General features: G+C 38.8%; 24 protein-coding genes and 8 pseudogenes. 14 read left to right on the top strand and 18 right to left on the bottom strand.

Annotated features, from left to right (window positions below):
* Positions 1-59 precede the first annotated feature (59 nt).
* A pseudogene (locus tag JEU79_RS15895) lies at positions 60-386 on the top strand (IS3 family transposase); the annotation flags it as partial.
* Between the two features lie 430 nt (positions 387-816).
* On the opposite strand, the pseudogene tagF reads toward JEU79_RS15895, so the two are convergent.
* A pseudogene (gene tagF, locus JEU79_RS28725) lies at positions 817-1,433 on the bottom strand (type VI secretion system-associated protein TagF).
* Positions 1,434-1,682: 249 nt separating this feature from the next.
* Here tagF and JEU79_RS15910 point away from each other — a divergent pair.
* Positions 1,683-2,678, top strand: coding sequence for an IS30 family transposase (locus JEU79_RS15910; protein WP_198263143.1), 996 nt, complete (start codon positions 1,683-1,685; stop codon positions 2,676-2,678).
* Between the two features lie 76 nt (positions 2,679-2,754).
* Here the strand turns inward: JEU79_RS15910 and tssM are convergent, their stop codons facing one another.
* From tssM to tssK, 3 genes are read right to left on the bottom strand one after another with little or no spacing between them, the layout of a single operon-like run.
* Entirely contained in the window at positions 2,755-6,315 is a 3,561-nt protein-coding gene (gene tssM, locus JEU79_RS15915) for a type VI secretion system membrane subunit TssM (protein WP_198264899.1), read from the bottom strand.
* Positions 6,312-7,445, bottom strand: a complete 1,134-nt coding sequence (icmH, locus tag JEU79_RS15920; protein ID WP_198264900.1) for a type IVB secretion system protein IcmH/DotU — start codon at positions 7,443-7,445, stop codon at positions 6,312-6,314. The genes tssM and icmH overlap by 4 nt, the downstream gene beginning before the upstream one ends.
* Before the next feature lie 37 nt (positions 7,446-7,482).
* Positions 7,483-8,631 (bottom strand): type VI secretion system baseplate subunit TssK, encoded by a 1,149-nt coding sequence (tssK, locus tag JEU79_RS15925; protein WP_198264901.1) that lies wholly within the window; start codon positions 8,629-8,631, stop codon positions 7,483-7,485.
* Between tssK and JEU79_RS15930 the strand changes: the two are divergent.
* Positions 8,618-9,113: pseudogene (locus tag JEU79_RS15930) on the top strand (IS3 family transposase); the annotation flags it as partial. The gene tssK and the pseudogene JEU79_RS15930 overlap by 14 nt on opposite strands.
* 288 nt (positions 9,114-9,401) lie before the next feature.
* On the opposite strand, the gene JEU79_RS15935 reads toward JEU79_RS15930, so the two are convergent.
* From JEU79_RS15935 to JEU79_RS15945, 3 genes are all read right to left on the bottom strand, one after another.
* Positions 9,402-9,578, bottom strand: a complete 177-nt coding sequence (locus JEU79_RS15935; RefSeq protein ID WP_198264903.1) for a hypothetical protein — start codon at positions 9,576-9,578, stop codon at positions 9,402-9,404.
* A 668-nt stretch (positions 9,579-10,246) separates the two neighbouring features.
* Complete coding sequence (locus JEU79_RS28730) at positions 10,247-10,381, bottom strand: GNVR domain-containing protein (RefSeq protein WP_198266037.1); 135 nt, start codon at positions 10,379-10,381, stop codon at positions 10,247-10,249.
* On the bottom strand, positions 10,360-10,545 hold the full coding sequence (locus JEU79_RS15945; RefSeq protein ID WP_198264904.1) for a hypothetical protein: 186 nt from the start codon (positions 10,543-10,545) through the stop codon (positions 10,360-10,362). Before JEU79_RS15945 ends, JEU79_RS28730 begins: the two co-directional genes overlap by 22 nt.
* Positions 10,546-10,599: 54 nt before the next feature.
* On the opposite strand from JEU79_RS15945, the gene tnpA (JEU79_RS15950) reads away from it, so the two are divergent.
* From tnpA (JEU79_RS15950) to JEU79_RS15960, 3 genes are all read left to right on the top strand, one after another.
* A complete protein-coding gene (tnpA, locus tag JEU79_RS15950; protein WP_198262442.1) occupies positions 10,600-10,929 on the top strand; it encodes an IS66 family insertion sequence element accessory protein TnpA in 330 nt (109 codons plus the stop codon).
* The gene (gene tnpB, locus JEU79_RS15955; protein WP_198264905.1) at positions 10,926-11,294 is read left to right on the top strand and encodes an IS66 family insertion sequence element accessory protein TnpB; all 369 of its coding nucleotides are present in this window, start codon (positions 10,926-10,928) and stop codon (positions 11,292-11,294) included. Before tnpA (JEU79_RS15950) ends, tnpB (JEU79_RS15955) begins: the two co-directional genes overlap by 4 nt.
* A gap of 104 nt (positions 11,295-11,398) precedes the next feature.
* Positions 11,399-11,662 carry a transposase gene (locus JEU79_RS15960; RefSeq protein ID WP_198264906.1) on the top strand — a complete coding sequence of 88 codons (264 nt, stop codon included), beginning with the start codon at positions 11,399-11,401 and terminating at the stop codon, positions 11,660-11,662.
* A gap of 26 nt (positions 11,663-11,688) precedes the next feature.
* On the opposite strand, the gene JEU79_RS27535 is transcribed toward JEU79_RS15960, so the two are convergent.
* Positions 11,689-11,814 carry a hypothetical protein gene (locus JEU79_RS27535; protein ID WP_281400931.1) on the bottom strand — a complete coding sequence of 42 codons (126 nt, stop codon included), beginning with the start codon at positions 11,812-11,814 and terminating at the stop codon, positions 11,689-11,691.
* On the opposite strand from JEU79_RS27535, the gene JEU79_RS15965 reads away from it, so the two are divergent.
* Positions 11,813-12,442 (top strand): IS66 family transposase, encoded by a 630-nt coding sequence (locus JEU79_RS15965; RefSeq protein WP_198264907.1) that lies wholly within the window; start codon positions 11,813-11,815, stop codon positions 12,440-12,442. The genes JEU79_RS27535 and JEU79_RS15965 overlap by 2 nt on opposite strands.
* Positions 12,443-12,511: 69 nt before the next feature.
* Here JEU79_RS15965 and JEU79_RS15970 read toward each other — a convergent pair.
* Positions 12,512-13,220 (bottom strand): annotated as a pseudogene (locus tag JEU79_RS15970) (IS3 family transposase); the annotation flags it as partial.
* A gap of 139 nt (positions 13,221-13,359) precedes the next feature.
* Between JEU79_RS15970 and JEU79_RS15975 the strand changes: the two are divergent.
* From JEU79_RS15975 to JEU79_RS16005, 7 genes are all read left to right on the top strand, one after another.
* A complete protein-coding gene (locus JEU79_RS15975) occupies positions 13,360-13,716 on the top strand; it encodes an IS66 family transposase (protein WP_198266039.1) in 357 nt (118 codons plus the stop codon).
* Between the two features lie 80 nt (positions 13,717-13,796).
* Positions 13,797-14,126: an IS66 family insertion sequence element accessory protein TnpA gene (gene tnpA / locus JEU79_RS15980; protein WP_198263024.1), complete on the top strand. Its 330-nt coding sequence runs from the start codon at positions 13,797-13,799 to the stop codon at positions 14,124-14,126.
* Complete coding sequence (tnpB, locus tag JEU79_RS15985; RefSeq protein WP_198264908.1) at positions 14,123-14,380, top strand: IS66 family insertion sequence element accessory protein TnpB; 258 nt, start codon at positions 14,123-14,125, stop codon at positions 14,378-14,380. The genes tnpA (JEU79_RS15980) and tnpB (JEU79_RS15985) overlap by 4 nt, the downstream gene beginning before the upstream one ends.
* Positions 14,381-14,390: 10 nt before the next feature.
* Positions 14,391-14,489, top strand: coding sequence for an IS66 family insertion sequence element accessory protein TnpB (locus JEU79_RS15990; RefSeq protein ID WP_198262440.1), 99 nt, complete (start codon positions 14,391-14,393; stop codon positions 14,487-14,489).
* Positions 14,490-14,595: 106 nt separating this feature from the next.
* A complete protein-coding gene (locus JEU79_RS15995; protein ID WP_198264909.1) occupies positions 14,596-15,000 on the top strand; it encodes an IS66 family transposase in 405 nt (134 codons plus the stop codon).
* Positions 14,937-15,596 carry an IS66 family transposase gene (locus JEU79_RS16000; protein WP_246540595.1) on the top strand — a complete coding sequence of 220 codons (660 nt, stop codon included), beginning with the start codon at positions 14,937-14,939 and terminating at the stop codon, positions 15,594-15,596. Before JEU79_RS15995 ends, JEU79_RS16000 begins: the two co-directional genes overlap by 64 nt.
* Before the next feature lie 98 nt (positions 15,597-15,694).
* Positions 15,695-15,829: a transposase domain-containing protein gene (locus JEU79_RS16005; RefSeq protein WP_425511183.1), complete on the top strand. Its 135-nt coding sequence runs from the start codon at positions 15,695-15,697 to the stop codon at positions 15,827-15,829.
* A 4-nt stretch (positions 15,830-15,833) separates the two neighbouring features.
* Here the strand turns inward: JEU79_RS16005 and JEU79_RS16010 are convergent, their stop codons facing one another.
* The 9 genes and pseudogenes from JEU79_RS16010 to JEU79_RS26640 all read right to left on the bottom strand — a co-directional run bounded on the left by JEU79_RS16010 (position 15,834) and on the right by JEU79_RS26640 (position 19,655).
* Positions 15,834-16,181 (bottom strand): Uma2 family endonuclease, encoded by a 348-nt coding sequence (locus JEU79_RS16010; RefSeq protein WP_281400932.1) that lies wholly within the window; start codon positions 16,179-16,181, stop codon positions 15,834-15,836.
* Positions 16,182-16,231: 50 nt separating this feature from the next.
* Positions 16,232-16,438: pseudogene (locus JEU79_RS28070) on the bottom strand (Uma2 family endonuclease); the annotation flags it as partial.
* 66 nt (positions 16,439-16,504) lie between these two features.
* A pseudogene (locus tag JEU79_RS28735) lies at positions 16,505-17,420 on the bottom strand (Rpn family recombination-promoting nuclease/putative transposase).
* A gap of 187 nt (positions 17,421-17,607) precedes the next feature.
* A complete protein-coding gene (locus JEU79_RS27545; protein WP_281400933.1) occupies positions 17,608-18,018 on the bottom strand; it encodes a PD-(D/E)XK nuclease family transposase in 411 nt (136 codons plus the stop codon).
* A gap of 49 nt (positions 18,019-18,067) precedes the next feature.
* Entirely contained in the window at positions 18,068-18,331 is a 264-nt protein-coding gene (locus JEU79_RS27550; RefSeq protein ID WP_343075013.1) for a PD-(D/E)XK nuclease family transposase, read from the bottom strand.
* 30 nt (positions 18,332-18,361) lie between these two features.
* Positions 18,362-18,618 (bottom strand): annotated as a pseudogene (locus tag JEU79_RS16025) (PD-(D/E)XK nuclease family transposase).
* Positions 18,594-18,694 (bottom strand): annotated as a pseudogene (locus JEU79_RS28740) (PD-(D/E)XK nuclease family transposase); the annotation flags it as partial. The pseudogenes JEU79_RS16025 and JEU79_RS28740, both read right to left, overlap by 25 nt.
* 209 nt (positions 18,695-18,903) lie before the next feature.
* The gene (locus JEU79_RS26635) at positions 18,904-19,119 is read right to left on the bottom strand and encodes an Rpn family recombination-promoting nuclease/putative transposase (protein WP_246540336.1); all 216 of its coding nucleotides are present in this window, start codon (positions 19,117-19,119) and stop codon (positions 18,904-18,906) included.
* A complete protein-coding gene (locus JEU79_RS26640) occupies positions 19,080-19,655 on the bottom strand; it encodes an Rpn family recombination-promoting nuclease/putative transposase (RefSeq protein ID WP_343075014.1) in 576 nt (191 codons plus the stop codon). The genes JEU79_RS26635 and JEU79_RS26640 overlap by 40 nt, the downstream gene beginning before the upstream one ends.
* Between the last annotated feature and the right edge of the window lie 169 nt (positions 19,656-19,824).

Raw genomic sequence — 19,824 nt, forward strand, 5'->3', positions numbered from 1 at the left:
CACTTTTTATCTTTTAGTTATTTTAAGTTGTGTGTCCGGTTAAGTATAGCCCATTAATATGGAAGCGTAAACCAATGGATGGATTGCTTTGGCATACTGACCGAGGTAGCCAATATGCCTCTGATAGTCATAGAAAAATATTGTCGGATCATAACATAATTCAGTCTATGAGCCGCAAAGGAAATTGCTGGGACAATGCTGTATCAGAGAGCTTCTTTCATAGTTTGAAAACTGAATTGACGCACCATTGTCGATTCAAAACCAGAGTAGAAGCAAAGCAGGCAATATTTGAATATATTGAGGTATTTTATAATCGGGAGCGACTTCATTCGGCTAATGATTATTTGTCACCAGTCGATTATGAAATACAGCAGGAAATAGCTTAAATCGATTGATTGAAGAGGGGTAAAAGGCGACATAAATGCCGCCCATTACCGTTGACGGCCATCGGCTCCTCAGCCTGTGCCGTGAAGATATTGTAACAGGATCATTACCGTTGTGAAAATACCTTGGGTGAATGGAACGGCTCTATCGTTCCAGAGGGCAAAGCCCTTTCTCTTCATCTGTTTAAAGTTAACATGAGAAACTAAAATGATAGGAAATACAAAATGACAAAAATCACTTGAAACAGCCAAAAAATATTTAGAAAACTGTCCGGAAAAGTGTTGACACATCAAACACCTATTAAGGCAGGTGTATCACCCACAACGAATAATGATTTAATGTTATGCCAAACCTCTCGATCCCAGTCACCATCTAGAAATGATGCAAAGCCATCACGCTCTGGTAAACCTTCACAAACTAAAAATGAGGGTTTTATTTCTTCAGAACCTGATGTCCACCAGAAACTATAGGTGGGAAAGGCTTGTTCGATAAAAAATGACTAATGGCAGGGAATGAACTGAGTGGGTTTGAATTCACCGGATCCATTAGAAAATGGCCTTGAAACCGCTTTTCTTTATGGATTTCATTGATTGCTTCATTGGGATTAATCCGACTCACAACCGGCTCACCTAATGCAGCAAGACTTTGCTCCAGATCCTCTAATTGAAAATCATCTTCCAGTGTTGATAAGGCAATTTCTTCAGCTTGCTCCAACCAATGATGACATTCATCAATCAAAGCAACGGGCTTTACCGCTTCGGTGATATGCGATGCAATCGTTAAGGGGAAATAGCGTCCCACGCGATCAACACTGGGAATAATGACTCCGACCCAAGCACTTTCCCGCAATTACCATCAGAAAGTATAAACTTCCAAACCGGAGCAACCATAAAATAATCCAGCCATTGCTCACCGAGTTGTTCCTGACTCGCGGCCATTGCAGTTTGCAGCCAATTATCCCAGGGATCAATAAATGTTCTTGGGAGATTTCTTGAAAGAAAGTCGCCATGAGTAGGTAACTTGCCATAAAATCCATTTAATTTACTCATAAGAGTTTTAAACCTCTTAGATTCAACTCATAAGTGCAACACTATTTGGTTGTATTTGTGATATTTGCTGGTTTATCGCTGGCTCATGAAATTCCGGGGTGGCCGAGCGTAGCGATGGCCACCGAATTTCATGAGCCACGACGCCTGACGGCGCTACTAAAAAATCATAAGTACAGCAATGATTTGCTCGAAAAAATGGCCAATTGCTTGTAAAATCGGCCATTTTCTCCTGCAAGAGTAAAGTGACTTATGAGAACTTACAAGCAATTGACACAAGAACAAAGATACTACATTTCGACTGAGATTAAAAATGGCATTTCCCAGTCTAAAATTGCTCAGGCGATTGAGGTGAGTAAATCTACTATATGCCGTGAAATTAAACGCAACGCTGGTTTACGTGGCTATCGATTTAAGCAAGCTCAAGAAAAAGCCGTTAAGCGTCGCTACAATGCTTCTAAAGCAATTAAAATGACGGATGACATGATTGCCCTTATTGATGAAAAGCTTTCACAGCACCAGTGGAGTCCTGAACAGATATCAGGTTGGTTACTGAATGACAAAATGCTACTTCTTAGCCATGAACGTATTTATCAACACATATGGGATGATAAGAAGCAAGGTGGTGATTTACATCAGTATTTAAGGCGTCAGGGAAAGAAATACCAAAAGCGTGGTAGTAACGGTAAAAGCAGTCGAGGACAAATAATTAATCGAATTTCCATTGATGACCGTCCTAAGATTGTTGATGATAAACGTCGTGTTGGTGACTGGGAAATTGATACAGTGATCGGTAAAGGACACAGTGGTGCTCTGGTCACGATTGTAGAAAGAAAAACGCTTTACACATTAGTAGCAAGAGTGAATGGCAAACAGGCTGATTGGGTGACACAAGCAACAATACAATTGCTTAAACCCTTTAAAGACAGGCTTCATAGTATTACCGCAGACAATGGTAAAGAGTTTGCTTATCATGAGCAGGTAAGCAAAGCTCTTGATACAGCATTTTATTTTGCCCACCCTTATTCTTCATGGGAGCGAGGGTTAAATGAAAATACTAATGGACTGATTAGACAATATTTTCCTAAAGATACAGACTTTAAAGAAGTGACTGATAAAGAGGTTTACAACATGATGGAAAAACTTAATAATAGACCTAGAAAGGCACTCGGCTTTCAAACACCATTCCAGGCAATGAAAAAATCATTTGCAAGAACTGGAATTTCCTGCGTTGCACTTCAGAGTTGAATCCGCGCCTTATATCCGTATCAATTTGGGTCAGTTAAAAAATATTATTTTAGCGGTTTGTTAGTTCAATGACTTGTTAATTCAATGAATTGGGCGCTCTATAACGTTTTAGTAAATTATTACTAAAAGGATTTTTCACACTATTAGCAATTAGTTCAAATTTTGCTTTTTTACCTTCTAATACATAATCAACAATAAAATGATCATTTAATTTAGTATTTTGCAGTTCATAATTATCCATTATCCTAAAAAATGCCCACGGACCTTGTTCTTTATAAGCCACTCGATCACCATGTAAATCTTCAAAGATAATTTTTGCTTCACTATAATCTGTATTACCCGGCCAGGTCATTTTGCTCGGGATTAGGGGGCCATGTTGATAGGTGACTTTTTGATCACCTTGACGCAATTCAAACCGAGCAATATTAGAATCCAGATACATTGGCCGAAGTGAATAATTAATAGTGGGAAAGTCCTTATCATTTTTGAAGAAAACTTTACGGATATTTTCTGCTCGTTCAAATTGTCGCAGGGCTTTATTGCTCACACTAAGAGTAAAACCCTCAACTCGTTTCAAGGTCCATGGCTTCCTTCGAGTATTAACAAAATCTTTTAAATAGGTGTTAAAGAAAGTAGACTCTATGCCATCGGGTTTAAAATATTCAGTGAAATCTGCCAATGATGCTTCATTAGTTGCCTTAGAATGCAAGGGATAACGATCTTTCATGCTGCGTTTATAAAAGGGTATCACACTAGCCTGGTATACAGTATTTAAGTATTTATTAGAATCTTTTAATACCAACCCCCAAGAGTTTCGGGAAATATCTTTGAGCCATTTTTTCAGTGGTTCAGGTGAACGAGAAGCTAACAATTTAAGTTTACCTACCGGATCTTGCGCTCCCCCCTTCAATCTATCCTTAGCTAAACGATAGGCGGTTTCGCCATCATCCATCGTGCTGGCGAGATTATTCAAATAACCTTGTAATTCAGCCAATGCCATCATTATTTCACTCAAATGTGCCGGACGATTATTTTTTTGCTCTATGGTTTTATTCAGATCAAAAAATTGTTTTTCAACAATATCCGTAGGCTGATCAGGTAGGTTAATTAAATTTCGATCAGAAGCACGTCTTACCATACGTAATACTGAACCCGTTCGACCAGTCACTTTACGACTTAACTCACTCGCCATTGATTTATTTTTTTCTAGCATCTCTGTATCAACAGGCAACTGGCTTAAGCGGGTATTTTCAGCGACATTTTCTATCACTCCTCTAAAAGGCGAATAAGGTCCGGTTATTTGTGTTAATGCCGTAATAGCCTGATTGACATTGGAGAAATTATTAACCGTCAAATCATTGAGGGCATTATTCCAATAACGCGCATAGTCTTCCAGATAGAGTGATTTAACTTTATCATTAAAAAGAGCAATATCAGCTGAGGTAAAATCACCTTTTTGAGTGCCTAGCACCCAGTTCTCTTGTGCTATTTCTTTAACATAAAGATGACTGTCTTTTTTGAAGATATTTTTATAACCATTATAAGTGTATAAATAAGGTATCGAACTAGTGGTACCAGAAAATACCATATTCATTTCCGGGCCGACTTGTGCCGAAAAGGTAAAGGCTTCATCATTGGCATTTTTTGCTTCGGTCTTAATACGATTATAAATTTGTTGATGCAAGGGGACTTTGCGTAACACCAATCGTGCTTTTTCTACCAAGGCCTGATTAATGCGAATGGCTGCAAAATCTGAAGACAACAAAACATCTAAATGTGCCTTCAAGTCATCTTGCAGCGTTGCTTCACCAGCAAGGTTAGTGCTCCAGTCAAGTTCCATCCATTGATCGATAAATTCTTTTTCAAAACGTTTCGGCAGACTCATCATTAAATATGCTTTTAAGGCTTCAAATAAATAATCAGGATGACCAATACTTAAACGTATCTGCTCTTCAAGACGATGCTTGAGCGCTGGCATAAAGAGTTGATTTAACTGTTCTATATAGGCAACATTCATGAGTTCATGAAAATTTTCACCTTGATACAAACCTAGCTTCATTGTTGTTGGTATTGAGTCATCCTTTGGAAAAATGGCATCAGCAGCATTTAAGCGTTCTAATTGTGCATTGACATCATTGAAGTTAGTTCGCTTTAATCCTATTAAATTCTCATTATATTGAGCCAGTTGCTCATCAACTTCCTTAATGTTTCTTTCATTGAGTGTAAAACTGGTAGACCAGGCTAAGGCACTTGCCGTCGCAGCTATAATTGCCGTGGCATAAGAGGCACGTTGTAACCAAAGAATTTTGTTTTCAAAACGACGATTAACGCAGACTAAGTTGGCTTCTGTAAAAATAACTTGTTGTAAAAGGGTTTTTATAAAATAGCTCTTCCCTTGCGATTGCATGACCGGCAAGGCCTGGCGATCGATATCAAATGAATCAATTAAATTACCCATTATGCGATCAATTGGTGTCCCTTCTTGAGTACCACTGGTTAAGTATACACCGCGTAAATTAGGCCGTTCATGAAAACGAGAAGAAGAAAAAGTTTGTTCAATAAAACTATTCAGTGAGGCTTTTATTGCTTCCAATTGCACTGGAAATTCAACAATTTTTCCTCTGCGTTGTGGATCACGTTCATAGTTTAATCGCCACAACAGTCTATCATTGACATTTTTAAGTAATAGGTCGAATTGTTCATTGAACAAATAGCCCGGCGCTTGTTCAGCATCACCATTAGGGCTATAATTTTCTGGGAATGTCATTCCCCAAACCTGTTCTCTTTCATCACGCCCTAAATCATCAAAAAATTCCGAAAATCCAGCAATCATATCGCCTTTCGTGATCAGGAGATAAACAGGAAATTGTATATTCAACTGATTTTGTAATTCTAAAAGTCGGCTTCTTATGGCATGAACATGAGCGGTTCTTTCTTGTTCCGTCTGAGTAAGAATATCTTGAATGCTAATCGCCACCATAACCCCATTGATTGGGCGACGCTTACGATGCTTTTTCAGTAGTTTGAGAAAACCGCCCCAGGCCGCAGAATCATTTGCCGCATGACTATCCTGAGTCGTGTAACGACCCGCAGTATCAATTAGTACAGCTTCATCAGTAAACCACCAATCACAGTTGCGAGTACCACCAACGCCCTTAACAGCCTCATGGCCATATTTTTCAGCTAATGGAAAACGTAAACCTGAATTGATTAGCGCAGTAGTCTTACCTGATCCCGGTGGGCCAATAATGACATACCAGGGTAAATCGTAAATATATTGCTTGCCATTGGTATTTTTTGATGAATGTTTTAAAACATGCATTGCATCATCAAAACGTTCACCAAGAATTTTTACTTCTTCATCAGAAGCATCTTCATCAACATGACTATCTTCTTTAAGACCTTCAATTAATTCTTCATTATTCTTCTTTGCTTGCGCTTGAATGCGCAGGTTATTTAAGCCCCATAATAATAATAGGATCATAATAGTGACCAGGCGTACCGTTTCTGAGGCCAGTGGTATTTTTCCTGCTATAGCCACAAGGGGGCCAACAAACCAGATTAGAATAGATAGTGCAATAACACCTAATAGTGTTACCAACCATTTTTTGGTAAAGATTGCTTTTAATGTTTTCATACATTAGCCCCTAAAAACAATCCATCATTTAGCATAGTCGATTGTGTTGAACGTTGTGGTGGTCTTACTAAACGCTCTTTTTTTAGCTCAGATTTTGATTCAGGATGCTTGTCATCAAGTAGAGGCTCATTAGTCTCCAATTCAAGCTGAAGTTCTTCTGGTCCTAGCTTAATAATCTCATTCAAAACAGGGGTTGATGATTGATCCAGCATATAGGTAAAACTGGAAAACATAGCCAACAAAATAACACCCGATAAAGCACCAACAACCCATAAAGGGACATAACGAATCAAAGCACCACGTCGGTCAGAAACCCCACGCCAATTAGAAGACAACTCTTTATTGAAATCATTTCTTAAACTGCGCAATTGTCGATAAAGGTCTTCTCTTAACTGCTCTACCTGACCATGGCCATTATCAATGACTCGATACTTGCCCTGGAAACCAATGCTGATACAGATATACATTAATTCCAATATATCTAGATTTTTTGCTGGCTCTTTTAATAAACGTTCTAATAACAAATAAAATTTCTCACCACCCCAGGTTTCCCCATGAAAAAGACTGAGTAAACTTTGCTGACTCCAATTGCTTTCCTGCCCCCAAGGCGTACTGGCAACAATTTCATCCATTGAAGTACAGATAATATAGCGGGCTTGAAGAATTTTATCGTTGACGATGCCCGCACGACTACAATTTATCTCAAACTGTTTAATTTCATCTTGCAGTTTAAATTTAAGCTGTTGCACATCATTGTGCATAATTGAATTTGATAGTTTGATCATTAATGACAGTAAAGTAGAAGCACAATGAACCAACTCATTTAAACTACTTAAATGTGAATATTGCTCAGACGATTCAGGTGAATTATTACCATAATCCTGGCGACTATAATCCTTACTACCATATCCATCAGACTTTGGCATTTGACGATAATCAGCCATGACATCGCGTGATGAAGGTGAATAATTCACGGGCGCAGCGGAATTATTCTGCTGTCTATTCTTAAAATTAATTTGCGTTTTATTTGAATCCGTTTCAGAATTAACGCTTGACTGTCTTTTGCCGCCAGGCCTAGGCCTAACCACAGTATTATCGTTGGGAAAACGAATGACTGTTTTATCATCCATAATAATTATTATCCATGCTCTTGATTAGTGAAAGTCATCAGTGCTTAATAGCCCAAAATTCCATATCCAAGTCAGGGAAATTACCGCTGACATGAATTGCAAAGCCACCTGAATTAGCCAATTGTGACCAGGTTTCAGATTGACTATCCAATTGAAAATACGTATAGCCAGAGTGATAAGGTATTTGTCGTGGTGCAATTGGTAGCACTTGTATTTTGACACCGGGTAATTGTAAATTAACCAGATCTCGTATATGTTCGACTGGACCAATTTTGACCTGTGTTGGAAAGCTGCTACGTACTACTTCATTGGCAATGCTTGCTTTAACCGCAATCACAAAATGTGCTGTTTTAAGCAGATTTTTATCATTAATTGCCGCCACACTGATGCCATAATTTCTATCCTGAAGCGGTATTTGGATAGCATTTTGTTCCAGCACCATACTCAATGACTGACGTATCCCTGACATGATTTTTGCATAGCAATCCGTTAATGCTTCATGCGTATAAGGTGCGTAAAATTCAGGGCGTCTTGATGAAACAGTAAAGGTCGATAATTCACCATAGAGGGATACTAAATTTTGATATAAATACTCAGGGTGTAAAATTTCTTTATCTAATAAGTGCCGAAAAAGTGCCTCGTTTTTATTAACTAATTGTAAGAGTAAAAAATCAGTAATATCAGAGGTGCCACCCTTGCCTGTTGCAGTAATGCGACCAGCAACTGATTCTGCACGATGAGATAATAGACTAATGACTTCTTTATGGTAGTTAGTAATATTGGTCGAAGCGCTACTGTCCAAGGTGGTTGGAATGAAATCATCATCCAGGATAATGCTTTTGTCTGATCTGGATTCGACAATTTTGCAAAGGCTCAGAGCAATAAAATCACCTTTTAAATCATTTTCGGTTAATACGTCAAACTTGAGATAACCCAGATCAACTCGAGCAATAGAATCATTGCCAACATTATTGTCACGCACATCATGTTCTTCAATAAGAAAACGGGTATTATTTTTTTCCTTGGCCGATTTTTTTTGCGCCTCAGGAGTCCCCTGTGAACTCACAGGAAGTACAAGATAAACCACCTCATCTTTAATTTGCTCTTCGATATCCAGGATTAGGGGTAACTCATCAGTATTTTTAACAGAAAAAACAGTACCATAATGTGGAAGTGATGAACACATTTATGATGAAGTAAAACGTCTGAAAAAAGAATTGGCAAAAGTGATTCAGGAGCGTGATTTATTAAAAAGGCCACAGCGTACTTTGCAAGGGAAACTTTGTGAAGTACGCATGGATAACTGATCAGGCTAAAGATTACCCGGTAACGATTCTGTGCCGTTTTATGGATGTTTCCCGTAGTTGCTATTATGATTGGGTTAGCTCTCCTAAAACGGATAGAGAGAAAGAAAATGAAGCGCTTACTGAGCAGCTAAAAAACTGTTTGAAGACAGTCGCAAGACTTATGGAACCCGTCGTCTTAAAAAGAAAACTGGCTGAAAAAGGCGTTCATATAAGCCGCCGGAGAATTGGTCGATTAATGAAAAAAGCCGGTTTGTTTTGTAAAACGAAGAGACGCTTTAAAGCGACGACTAATTCCAAGCATAATAAGCGTATATCTCCAAATTTACTGGAAAGAGAGTTTACTGTCTCTCAACCTGATCGCTAGTTGACACATCAGTCATATAGATCAAGATTATCAAAGATAATAAAAAATAACAGACAATGATAAATGTTTTTTTTTCATAACAATCAAACAATTCAATCCAGTTTAATAAAGATCGATTCGGGATGCATAACAATATGTATTATGTTTTTTTTGAGTCATCTACAATTAACATTACTTGTTTATTCAAAGCCATTGCTATTTGTGCCTGATCTAATTGTCTAAATGCAATATCCTTATTACCATAGGTTCCATCACAACTAAAAGACACCCAATTTGCTGGACAATTTAATCCCGAAACTGCAGGTGCTTTGTCCAACAACACCATACAACCACCAAAAAAGAAACATTATCAATTAATATTCTTTTAATAGTCACGTTATCAATTATTGAACGTGCAGAAACCGCCACCTGAGAAACACCCAAAACAGCCACTGCAACCAAACCCATTATTAATTTTTTCATTGTATCACTCCAAAACTTTAAAATTAGAACATTTGTTTGATACTGCTATGAGCGAGTACCGCTTATTGTGTCTATCCGTTTACTTACCGCTTCGCCCACTTATGATGTAAATGGGAGTAGAAAATGAATATTGAGAAATTTTCTCGTTTATGACCACCCTAGATGGCCATCGAATAACGAATCAAATTAACTTCGTTATTCGGTTAATCATTGAAGTTATAGATAATATCATGAACAAGTACTGTTTTATAAGTATTGGTTCTCAGTTTTATCTCTAACTTAGGTACTACTTTAATACGATAAAACGCTAAATTCTGAGAAGTAATTCAAATTATGATTTATAAATATCAACAAAGCGTCTAAAGTGAGACATAATCGTGGAAATAACATAAATATGTCACTTAATGACATGGTTTTACTCAGATTTTGACTTCAATTGAATGTATTTTCTCTTAAAAATCAATGTTGATGAAAAATATTGTTTAAAATACCCCGTTTTTTAAACTTAAAGTCAAAAATACGATGACTCAACTCAAAAGTCATGGTTGCTAACTTTGTTTAGCTTTATGTGTTTCTTTCTGTTCAGTTTATAAAGTATAGCTGTATTTTCATATTGATCAACCAGGTTTAATCTGTGCAAGCATTGTCAATATTTTTGGTTATTAGCATTAAATGGTATCAGTTTTGGTTTTGTTCATAATATTTCTGATAAATGCTATCAATATGCCAAAGATTAGTCCCAAAAACAAACCTAAAATGACGATTAATGCCCGCTTGGGCTTTATCTTCTTATCCGGGGAAATGCCGCTTGGTCTAAATGGGCGACTCTTACCGTTTCTGGATCAATGCTTATGCTTTCAAGATAGGCGAGCTTCTTTTCTTTTTCTCTCAGCTCTTTTACGAAAGGAGTATCATCCGTTCTATTTTTTAATTGTTCGTAAGCGCTTAACCATCTAGCGTTATTCAAAAAATATCTCCCCTGCCTCATAATCAATCCATCGATTAATTATGAGGCACATCAATGAAACCAGAAACCCAAGCCAACTCAAAACAATTTTGGCAAGACCACGTTAATCAATGGAATGAAAACAGTATCAGCCAGGCATCCTATTGTCAGGAACATGGGCTACCCATCAAACGTTTTGGCTATTACAAGCGTAAGTTGCTGGGTGCAACAACGCAAACCAGTGCGATGACAAAGGGGAATGGTTTTATTCAACTATCTTCCCCGACACACTATTCAGCCCGCACCTCAGCATTAATTGTAGAATTACCCAATCAGCTACGCATTGAAGGGGTGACTGCCGATAATGTACAGCTGGTAAAACAATTAGCAGGATTGTTCCAATGAAGTCAGCCATACTTCCATCACTCAGCCTGCCACAGGTGTATCTCTATCTGAAGCCTGTTGATTTTCGTAAAAGTTTTATTGGCCTCAGTGCCATTGTTGAATGTGAATTAGGTCATAATCCTTTTGCAGGCCATCTGTATGCCTTTACCAATCGTCAGCGTAATAAAATTAAATGCCTCTTCTGGGATAATACCGGTTTTGTACTCTATTACAAAAGTCTCTCAGAAGAAAAGTTCAAATGGCCAAAAAAGGGTGAAGATGACCTGATGAATATCACCGGACAACAAATCAACTGGCTATTAGACGGCTATGATATCAGTGTCATGAAACCGCATAAGAAATTGCATTATGAGTCTGTATTTTAAGTACTTTTAGTATTTTTTGTTATAATAAAGCCATGCAAAACAAGGCTGAATCCACAAAAAACGACTCTATATTTTCCGCTTTTTCACACGCGGACAAGAATGAATTGTTGAGTGTCATTGAACAGAAAAACCACCGTATAAAAATACTGGAAGAAGCCCTTCGTCTGGCTCGTAGTAAACGCTTTGCACCCAGCAGTGAAAAAAGTGATGGTCAGGAACGCTTATTTGATGAAGCTGAGCAGGCGGCTGACGATGAGGGGCTCCCTGAACCTAAAACCACTTCGCCTAAGAAGAAAGAAAAAAACAGGCAGGAAGCCTTTCTCAAAGACTATTCCAAGAGTCCCTGTCTTCATCGATCTGACAGATGAAGAAAAAGCCGGTGCCATTGAGGTTTTTACACTAAAGTCAGAGAAGAGCTGGATATCATTCCAGCTAAAGTCCAAATACTGGAATACTTCCAGGAAAAAGCCGTCTTTGCAGGCACCAATGACACAGACAGTCGTTCAATAGCTGCGGTCATGCCAAAACATCCATTACCTAAATCAATGGGCAGTATTCACCTGATGGCACACATCATTATCTCAAAATATGCCGATGGTTTGCCTCTGTATCGAATGGAAGGCATATTATCACGCTATGGCGGCGATATAACCCGAGCCACCATGGCCAATTGGGCTATTAAACTGGCTCATCAGTTCCAGCCGCTCATCAACCTCATGCGAGAACATCAACTGTCGGGTGACATCATCCAAATGGATGAAACGGTGCTCAAAGTATTAAAAGAGCCGGGACTCAGTGCTCATTCGAACAAATACATGTGGGTCAGTCGTGGCGGGCCACCTGGACAACCCAGTGTGCTGTTTGAATACGATCCTTCTCGTAAGAAGGAAGTACCACTGCGCCTGCTTGATGGCTTTAGCGGCTATCTGCAAACCGAACACTTTTCCGGACAGTTTTCTAAATATTTTTTGGCTGTTTCAAGTGATTTTTGTCATTTTGTATTTCCTATCATTTTAGTTTCTCATGTTAACTTTAAACAGATGAAGAGAAAGGGCTTTGCCCTCTGGAACGATAGAGCCGTTCCATTCACCCAAGGTATTTTCACAACGGTAATGATCCTGTTACAATATCTTCACGGCACAGGCTGAGGAGCCGATGGCCGTCAACGGTAATGGGCGGCATTTATGTCGCCTTTTACCCCTCTTCAATCAATCGATTTAAGCTATTTCCTGCTGTATTTCATAATCGACTGGTGACAAATAATCATTAGCCGAATGAAGTCGCTCCCGATTATAAAATACCTCAATATATTCAAATATTGCCTGCTTTGCTTCTACTCTGGTTTTGAATCGACAATGGTGCGTCAATTCAGTTTTCAAACTATGAAAGAAGCTCTCTGATACAGCATTGTCCCAGCAATTTCCTTTGCGGCTCATAGACTGAATTATGTTATGATCCGACAATATTTTTCTATGACTATCAGAGGCATATTGGCTACCTCGGTCAGTATGCCAAAGCAATCCATCCATTGGTTTACGCTTCCATATGGCCATCAGTAAAGCATCATTGACTAGCTTGGCTTTCATTCGCTCATCCATCGACCAGCCAACAATTTGCCTAGAGAATAAGTCAATGACAACCGCTAAATATAACCAGCCTTCCTTGGTGGCAATATAGGTAATATCACCCACATAGTAGCGATCAGGTTGAGAGACAGTAAACTCTCTTTCCAGTAAATTTGGAGATATACGCTTATTATGCTTGGAATTAGTCGTCGCTTTAAAGCGTCTCTTCGTTTTACAAAACAAACCGGCTTTTTTCATTAATCGACCAATTCTCCGGCGGCTTATATGAACGCCTTTTTCAGCCAGTTTTCTTTTTTAGACGACGGGTTCCATAAGTCTTGCGACTGTCTTCAAACAGTTTTTTAGCTGCTCTTTGACAGCTGATTCTTTAAATTCTGATGTATAGCTTTTATTCGGTTTTTTTTGTTTGATCATTCATTTTAGGTCACACTTTTTATCTTTTAGTTGTTTTAAGTTGTGTGTCCGGTTAAGTATACCACATTAGGGATCACACTCGCCGTAAATTCAAAGATTCTCAGACGGCACAACCAAAGAAAAAGAGCAATCAAAAGCCTACAAAAGCCGATGTGGCACTGGCCCATATCAATAAGCTGTATTTAATTGAGCGTGAGATAAAAGAAGCCAGTGTTAATGAAAAATTTAAGGTTCGTCAGAAACAGAGCCTGCCGCTTCTTGAGAAAATAAGAACATGGGTCGATAACACCCTGGGCAAAGTGCCGAACGACAGCTTGACAGGAAAAGCACTCACCTATATTAATAATCAATGGCCTAAGCTGACTGTTTATTGTGAAGATGGTCGGTTGAATATCAGTAATGTGCTGGCAGAAAATGCGTAAGCGCTTAACCATCTAGCGTTATTCAAAAAATATCTCCCCTGCCTCATAATCAATCCATCGATTAATTATGAGGCACATCAATGAAACCAGAAACCCAAGCCAACTCAAAACAATTTTGGCAAGACCACGTTAATCAATGGAATGAAAACAGTATCAGCCAGGCATCCTATTGTCAGGAACATGGGCTACCCATCAAACGTTTTGGCTATTACAAGCGTAAGTTGCTGGGTGCAACAACGCAAACCAGTGCGATGACAAAGGGGAATGGTTTTATTCAACTATCCTCCCCGAAACACTATTCAGCCCGCACCTCAGCATTAATTGTAGAATTACCCAATCAGCTACGCATTGAAGGGGTGACTGCCGATAATGTACAGCTGGTAAAACAATTAGCAGGACTGTTCCAATGAAGTCAGCCATACGTCCATCACTCAGCCTGCCACAGGTGTATCTCTATCTGAAGCCTGTTGATTTTCGTAAAAGTTTTATTGGCCTCAGTGCCATTGTTGAATGTGAATTAGGTCATAATCCTTTTGCAGGCCATCTGTATGCCTTTACCAATCGTCAGCGTAATAAAATTAAATGCCTCTTCTGGGATAATACCGGTTTTGTACTCTATTACAAAAGTCTCTCAGAAGAAAAGTTCAAATGGCCAAAAGGGTGAAGATGACCTGATGAATATCACCGGACAACAAATCAACTGGCTATTAGACGGCTATGATATCAGTGTCATGAAACCGCATAAGAAATTGCATTATGAGTCTGTATTTTAAGTACTTTTAGTCTATTTTTTGTTATAATAAAGCCATGCAAAACAAGGCTGAATCCACAAAAAACGACTCTATATTTTCCGCTTTTTCACACGCGGACAAGAATGAATTGTTGAGTGTCATTGAACAGAAAAACCACCGTATAAAAATACTGGAAGAAGCCCTTCGTCTGGCTCGTAGTAAACGCTTTGCACCCAGCAGTGAAAAAAGTGATGGTCAGGAACGCTTATTTGATGAAGCTGAGCAGGCGGCTGACGATGAGGGGCTCCCTGAACCTAAAACCACTTCGCCTAAGAAGAAAGAAAAAACAGGCAGGAAGCCTTTCTCAAAGACTATTCCAAGAGTCCCTGTCTTCATCGATCTGACAGATGAAGAAAAAGCCGGTGCCATTGAGGTTTTTACACTAAAGTCAGAGAAGAGCTGGATATCATTCCAGCTAAAGTCCAAATACTGGAATACTTCCAGGAAAAAGCCGTCTTTGCAGGCACCAATGACACAGACAGTCGTTCAATGAAAGCTGCGGTCATGCCAAAACATCCATTACCTAAATCAATGGGCAGTATTCACCTGATGGCACACATCATTATCTCAAAATATGCCGATGGTTTGCCTCTGTATCGAATGGAAGGCATATTATCACGCTATGGCGGCGATATAACCCGAGCCACCATGGCCAATTGGGCTATTAAACTGGCTCATCAGTTCCAGCCGCTCATCAACCTCATGCGAGAACATCAACTGTCGGGTGACATCATCCAAATGGATGAAACGGTGCTCAAAGTATTAAAAGAGCCGGGACTCAGTGCTCATTCGAACAAATACATGTGGGTCAGTCGTGGCGGGCCACCTGGACAACCCAGTGTGCTGTTTGAATACGATCCTTCTCGTAAGAAGGAAGTACCACTGCGCCTGCTTGATGGCTTTAGCGGCTATCTGCAAACCGATGGCTATGCCGGTTACAATGCCGTGTGTGCACAAAATAATGCCACATCGGTCGGCTGCTGGGATCACACTCGCCGTAAATTCAAAAGATTCTCAGACGGCACAACCAAAGAAAAAGAGCAATCAAAAGCCTACAAAAGCCGATGTGGCACTGGCCCATATCAATAAGCTGTATTTAATTGAGCGTGAGATAAAAAGAAGCCAGTGTTAATGAAAAATTTAAGGTTCGTCAGAAACAGAGCCTGCCGCTTCCTAAGGCCAATGATATTGAGCCATATACGTATATGGTCTATGTATTAACCCAATTACCTTATGCGGATACGGTTGAAAAGCTGGAAGCATTGCTTCCCTGGAATTTTAAAAAAGCAGAATTGGAAAAGGTAAAGAACGCTGTTCGTTAAGCGCTTACGGATAAGGGGAGGGGATGTATTTGACGTCAACTACTTTGTCCGGTCGATAGAGAACGTGTTTAAAACCATATTTTTTGAATTCAAAGTCAAAAATGCAATTATCCAGCTCAAAAGTCACGGTTTCACTATTGACTTCATTTAGCTTTATGTATTTTCCTTTGTCCAGCTTATAAACTATAGCGGTATTCTCATATTGGTCAACAAGGATGTAAAACTTTACACCTTCGGCTTCGTACAAATGGAACTTGGTGGTGCGGTCTTTATGCGCAGTAGATTTTGAGAGCACTTCAAAAATAATGTCTGGCGCTTTACTAAGGTATTGCTCGTTATCGGTTGATGGCAAATAACCATATTGTCAGGCTGCACAACAGTATCATCGGTAATTTTCCAATCGACTGGCAATAACGCAAAACATTGTTCGCAATTGGACAATTGTTCTTCTAATATCTGCGCTATTCGACTGCTGATCTGTTGGTGTTTTATGCTAGGTGCTGGCGACATGGCATAGGGCAAGCCACTGATAATTTCCCATCGACCTTCCCACAAAATATAGTCATCATAGCTATAATGTGGTAAATCATCGGGCTGTAGCTTATACATTTTCAAATTACCCTTGTCAGTATCCACGTTTTTATAAAATTATAGCACAAACGTAAATAAGCTATTTTAATGTTTTATTAAGGCTTTGATTTCGTCATGGGTCAGTCCGCTTACCTCAGCAATGAAATTGATGTCAGCTCCAGCTTGATGCATTTTTAGCACGGTTTGTTCTAACCCTAATGCAATTCCTTCTTCTCTGCCTTCTTCTCTGCCTTCTTCTCTGCCTTCTTCTCTGCCTTCTTCTCTGCCTTCTTCTTTACCGTCATCATAAGCTGTATCAATAACATTCTTTGAATCACGATAATGCTTCAGGCTTTCTTCATATTGCTGATTTTCTAGTGGGTTGAATTGAGCGATTTCTGCTTGCTCAAACAATTGGTTAAATATTTTTCCTGAAGCTTTTGAGGTCTGGAAGTAAAATTTTCCAGATTTTTTAGAATATAGAGCCATTTTTCAAAGTGGGTTTCCAGTTCTGCCTCGGTTTTCTTAAATTTGGGCATTTCCAGATAAATGTAGGTCAGTTTGTCAAAGAAAACTTTACCTGTTTTGGTGTCAACCATTTTAACTTCATGATGAAAAACATCGTTATCCATTTTGTCTTCTGCAAAAATAAAGTCCAGTATGCCGATGGTATAAACGGCTTTAAGTTTGAAGTTCAATTGCCCTTTTCGGCTTGTTGCTGGATAGGAAAGGTGGAATAGTAAACGCTGCGGTCTTTAAAGTAGTTTTGTTTGGCTTTTTGCATTTCAACTATGAATTTTTCGCCCCGTTCATTTTCACAGTAAATATCGAAAATCGCTTTACGGTCATCATCACAATGAGGGAACTGTTCGGTTGATAGGTATTGCAGTGCGACAATTTGGCCTGTTTCTGAGCCTATAACTTCATTGAGAAAGTCGATGAGCAGCGGCTTATTGAACTCGGTACCAAAGAGTTTTTTAAAACCAAAGTCAGTAAAAGGATTGATGTATTTGTCTTTCATGCACTTATATTAAGGGAGTTGGATGCTAAGTTCAATATTTAACCTCAGTCTTGGCGATAAAAACCATCTGGCGCTTATTCGGCTACTGATTTAATTAATGCTTTGATTTCGTCATGGGTCAGCCCGCTTACCTCAGCAATGAAGTTGATGTCAGCTCCCGTTTGATGCATTTTTAGCACGATTTTTTCTACCCTAAGGCAATCCCTTCTTCCCTACCCTCTTCTCTTCCTTCCTCCCTACCCTCTTCTCTGCCTTCTTCTTTACCATCATCATAAGCTGTATCAATAACATTCTTTGAATCACGATAATGCTTCAGGCTTTCTTCATATTGCTGATTTTCTAGTGGGTTGAATTGAGCGATTTCTGCTTGCTCAAACAATTGGTTAAATATTTTTTCCTGAAGTTTTTGAGGTCTGGAAGTAAAATTTTCCAGATTTTTTAGAATATAGAGCCATTTTTCAAAGTGGGTTTCCAGTTCTGCCTCAGTTTTCTTAAATTTGGGCATTTCCAGATAAATGTAGGTTAGTTTGTCAAAAAAGACTTTGCCTGTTTTAGTATCAACCATTTTAACTTCATGATGAAAAACATCATTATCCATTTTGTCTTCGGCAAAAATAAAGTCCAGTATGCCGATGGTATAAACGGCTTTAAGTTTGAAGTTCAATTACCTTTTTCGGCTTGTTGCTGGATAGGAAAGGTGGAATAGTAAACACTGCGGTCTTTAAAGTAGTTTTGTTTGGCTTTTTGCATTCGACTATGAATTTTTCGCCCTGTTCGTTTTCGCAGTAAATATCGAAAATCGCTTTGCGATCGTCATTGCAATGAGGGAGTTGTTCGGTTGATAGGTATTGCAGTGCGATAATTGGGCCTGTTTCTGAGCCTATTACTTCATTGAGAAAGTCGATGAGCAGCGGTTTGTTGAACTCGGTACCAAAGAGTTTTTATTTTTCTTTCAAATCCAAAGTCAGTAAATGGATAGGAAAGGTGGAATAGTAAACGCTGCGGTCTTTAAAGTAGTTTTGTTTGGCTTTTTGCATTTCAACTATGAATTTTTCGCCCCGTTCATTTTCACAGTAAATATCGAAAATCGCTTTACGGTCATCATCACAATGAGGAACTGTTCGGTTGATAGGTATTGCAGTGCGACAATTTGGCCTGTTTCTGAGCCTATTACTTCATTGAGAAAGTCGATGAGCAGCGACTTATTGAACTCGGTACCAAAGAGTTTTTTTAAAACCAAAGTCAGTAAAAGGATTGATGTATTTGTCTTTCATGCACTTATATTAAGGGAGTTGGATGCTAAGTTCAATATTTAACCTCAGTCTTGGCGATAAAAACCATCTGGCGCTTATTCGGCTACTGCTCTTTTAAGGTTTTAATTAGTACTTTGACTTCGTCACAAGTCAGACCAGTCACCTCGGCTATAAAATGGAGTTCAGCCCCAGCCTGATGCATGTTTAGAACGATTTGCTTTTCTTTTTTTCTACCCTAAGGCAATTCCTTCTTCCCTACCCTCTTCTCTTCCTTCTTCCCTACCCTCTTCTCTTCCTTCCTCCCTACCCTCTTCTCTGCCTTCTTCTTTACCATCATCATAAGCTGTATCAATAACATTCTTTGAATCACGATAATGTTTCAGGCTTTCTTCATATTGCTGACTTTCTAGTGGATTAAATTGAGCAATCTCTGCTTGCTCAAACAATTGATTAAATATTTTTTTTCTTGAAGTTTTTGAGGTCTGGAAGTAAAATTTTCCAGATTTTTTAGGATATAGAGCCATTTTTCAAAGTGGTTTTCCAGTTCTGCCTCGGTTTTCTTAAATTTGGGCATTTCCAGATAAATGTAGGTCAGTTTGTCAAAAAGACTTTTGCCTGTTTTGGTATCAACCATTTTAACTTCATGATGAAAAACATCATTATCCATTTTGTCTTCTGCAAAAATAAAGTCCAGTATGCCGATGGTATAAACGGCTTTAAGTTTGAAGTTCCAATTACCTTTTTCGGCTTGTTGCTGGATGGGAAAGGTGGAATAGTAAACACTGCGGTCTTTAAAGTAGTTTTGTTTGGCTTTTTGCATTTCAACTATGAATTTTTCGCCCTGTTCGTTTTCACAGTAAATATCGAAAATTGCTTTGCGATCGTCATTACAATGAGGGAACTGTTCGGTTGATAGGTATTGTAGTGCGACAATTTGGCCTGTTTCTGAGCCTATTACTTCATTGAGAAAGTCGATGAGCAGCGGTTTATTGAACTCGGTACCAAAGAGTTTTTAAAACCAAAATCAGTAAAAGGATTGATGTATTTTTCTTTCATGCACTTATATTAAGGGAGTTGGATGCTAAGTTCAATATTTAACCTCGGCTATAAACAATAATAGCTTTCCAGTTGATATTTGTACAATTATATTT

This window comes from sulfur-oxidizing endosymbiont of Gigantopelta aegis (assembly GCF_016097415.1).
Classification (GTDB): Bacteria; Pseudomonadota; Gammaproteobacteria; order GRL18; family GRL18; genus GRL18.

Excerpts from the sequence above, each read along its gene's own strand:
- JEU79_RS15910 (WP_198263143.1), top strand. The coding sequence starts at position 1,683 with ATGAGAACTTACAAGCAATTGACACAAGAACAAAGATACTACATTTCG.
- tssM (WP_198264899.1), bottom strand. The coding sequence starts at position 6,315 with ATGAAAACATTAAAAGCAATCTTTACCAAAAAATGGTTGGTAACACTA.
- icmH (WP_198264900.1), bottom strand. The coding sequence starts at position 7,445 with ATGGATGATAAAACAGTCATTCGTTTTCCCAACGATAATACTGTGGTT.
- tssK (WP_198264901.1), bottom strand. The coding sequence starts at position 8,631 with ATGTGTTCATCACTTCCACATTATGGTACTGTTTTTTCTGTTAAAAAT.
- JEU79_RS15935 (WP_198264903.1), bottom strand. The coding sequence starts at position 9,578 with ATGAAAAAATTAATAATGGGTTTGGTTGCAGTGGCTGTTTTGGGTGTT.
- tnpA (WP_198262442.1), top strand. The coding sequence starts at position 10,600 with ATGAAACCAGAAACCCAAGCCAACTCAAAACAATTTTGGCAAGACCAC.
- tnpB (WP_198264905.1), top strand. The coding sequence starts at position 10,926 with ATGAAGTCAGCCATACTTCCATCACTCAGCCTGCCACAGGTGTATCTC.
- JEU79_RS15965 (WP_198264907.1), top strand. The coding sequence starts at position 11,813 with ATGCCAAAACATCCATTACCTAAATCAATGGGCAGTATTCACCTGATG.
- JEU79_RS27535 (WP_281400931.1), bottom strand. The coding sequence starts at position 11,814 with ATGACCGCAGCTATTGAACGACTGTCTGTGTCATTGGTGCCTGCAAAG.
- tnpA (WP_198263024.1), top strand. The coding sequence starts at position 13,797 with ATGAAACCAGAAACCCAAGCCAACTCAAAACAATTTTGGCAAGACCAC.
- tnpB (WP_198264908.1), top strand. The coding sequence starts at position 14,123 with ATGAAGTCAGCCATACGTCCATCACTCAGCCTGCCACAGGTGTATCTC.
- JEU79_RS15990 (WP_198262440.1), top strand. The coding sequence starts at position 14,391 with ATGAATATCACCGGACAACAAATCAACTGGCTATTAGACGGCTATGAT.
- JEU79_RS27545 (WP_281400933.1), bottom strand. The coding sequence starts at position 18,018 with ATGGATAATGATGTTTTTCATCATGAAGTTAAAATGGTTGATACTAAA.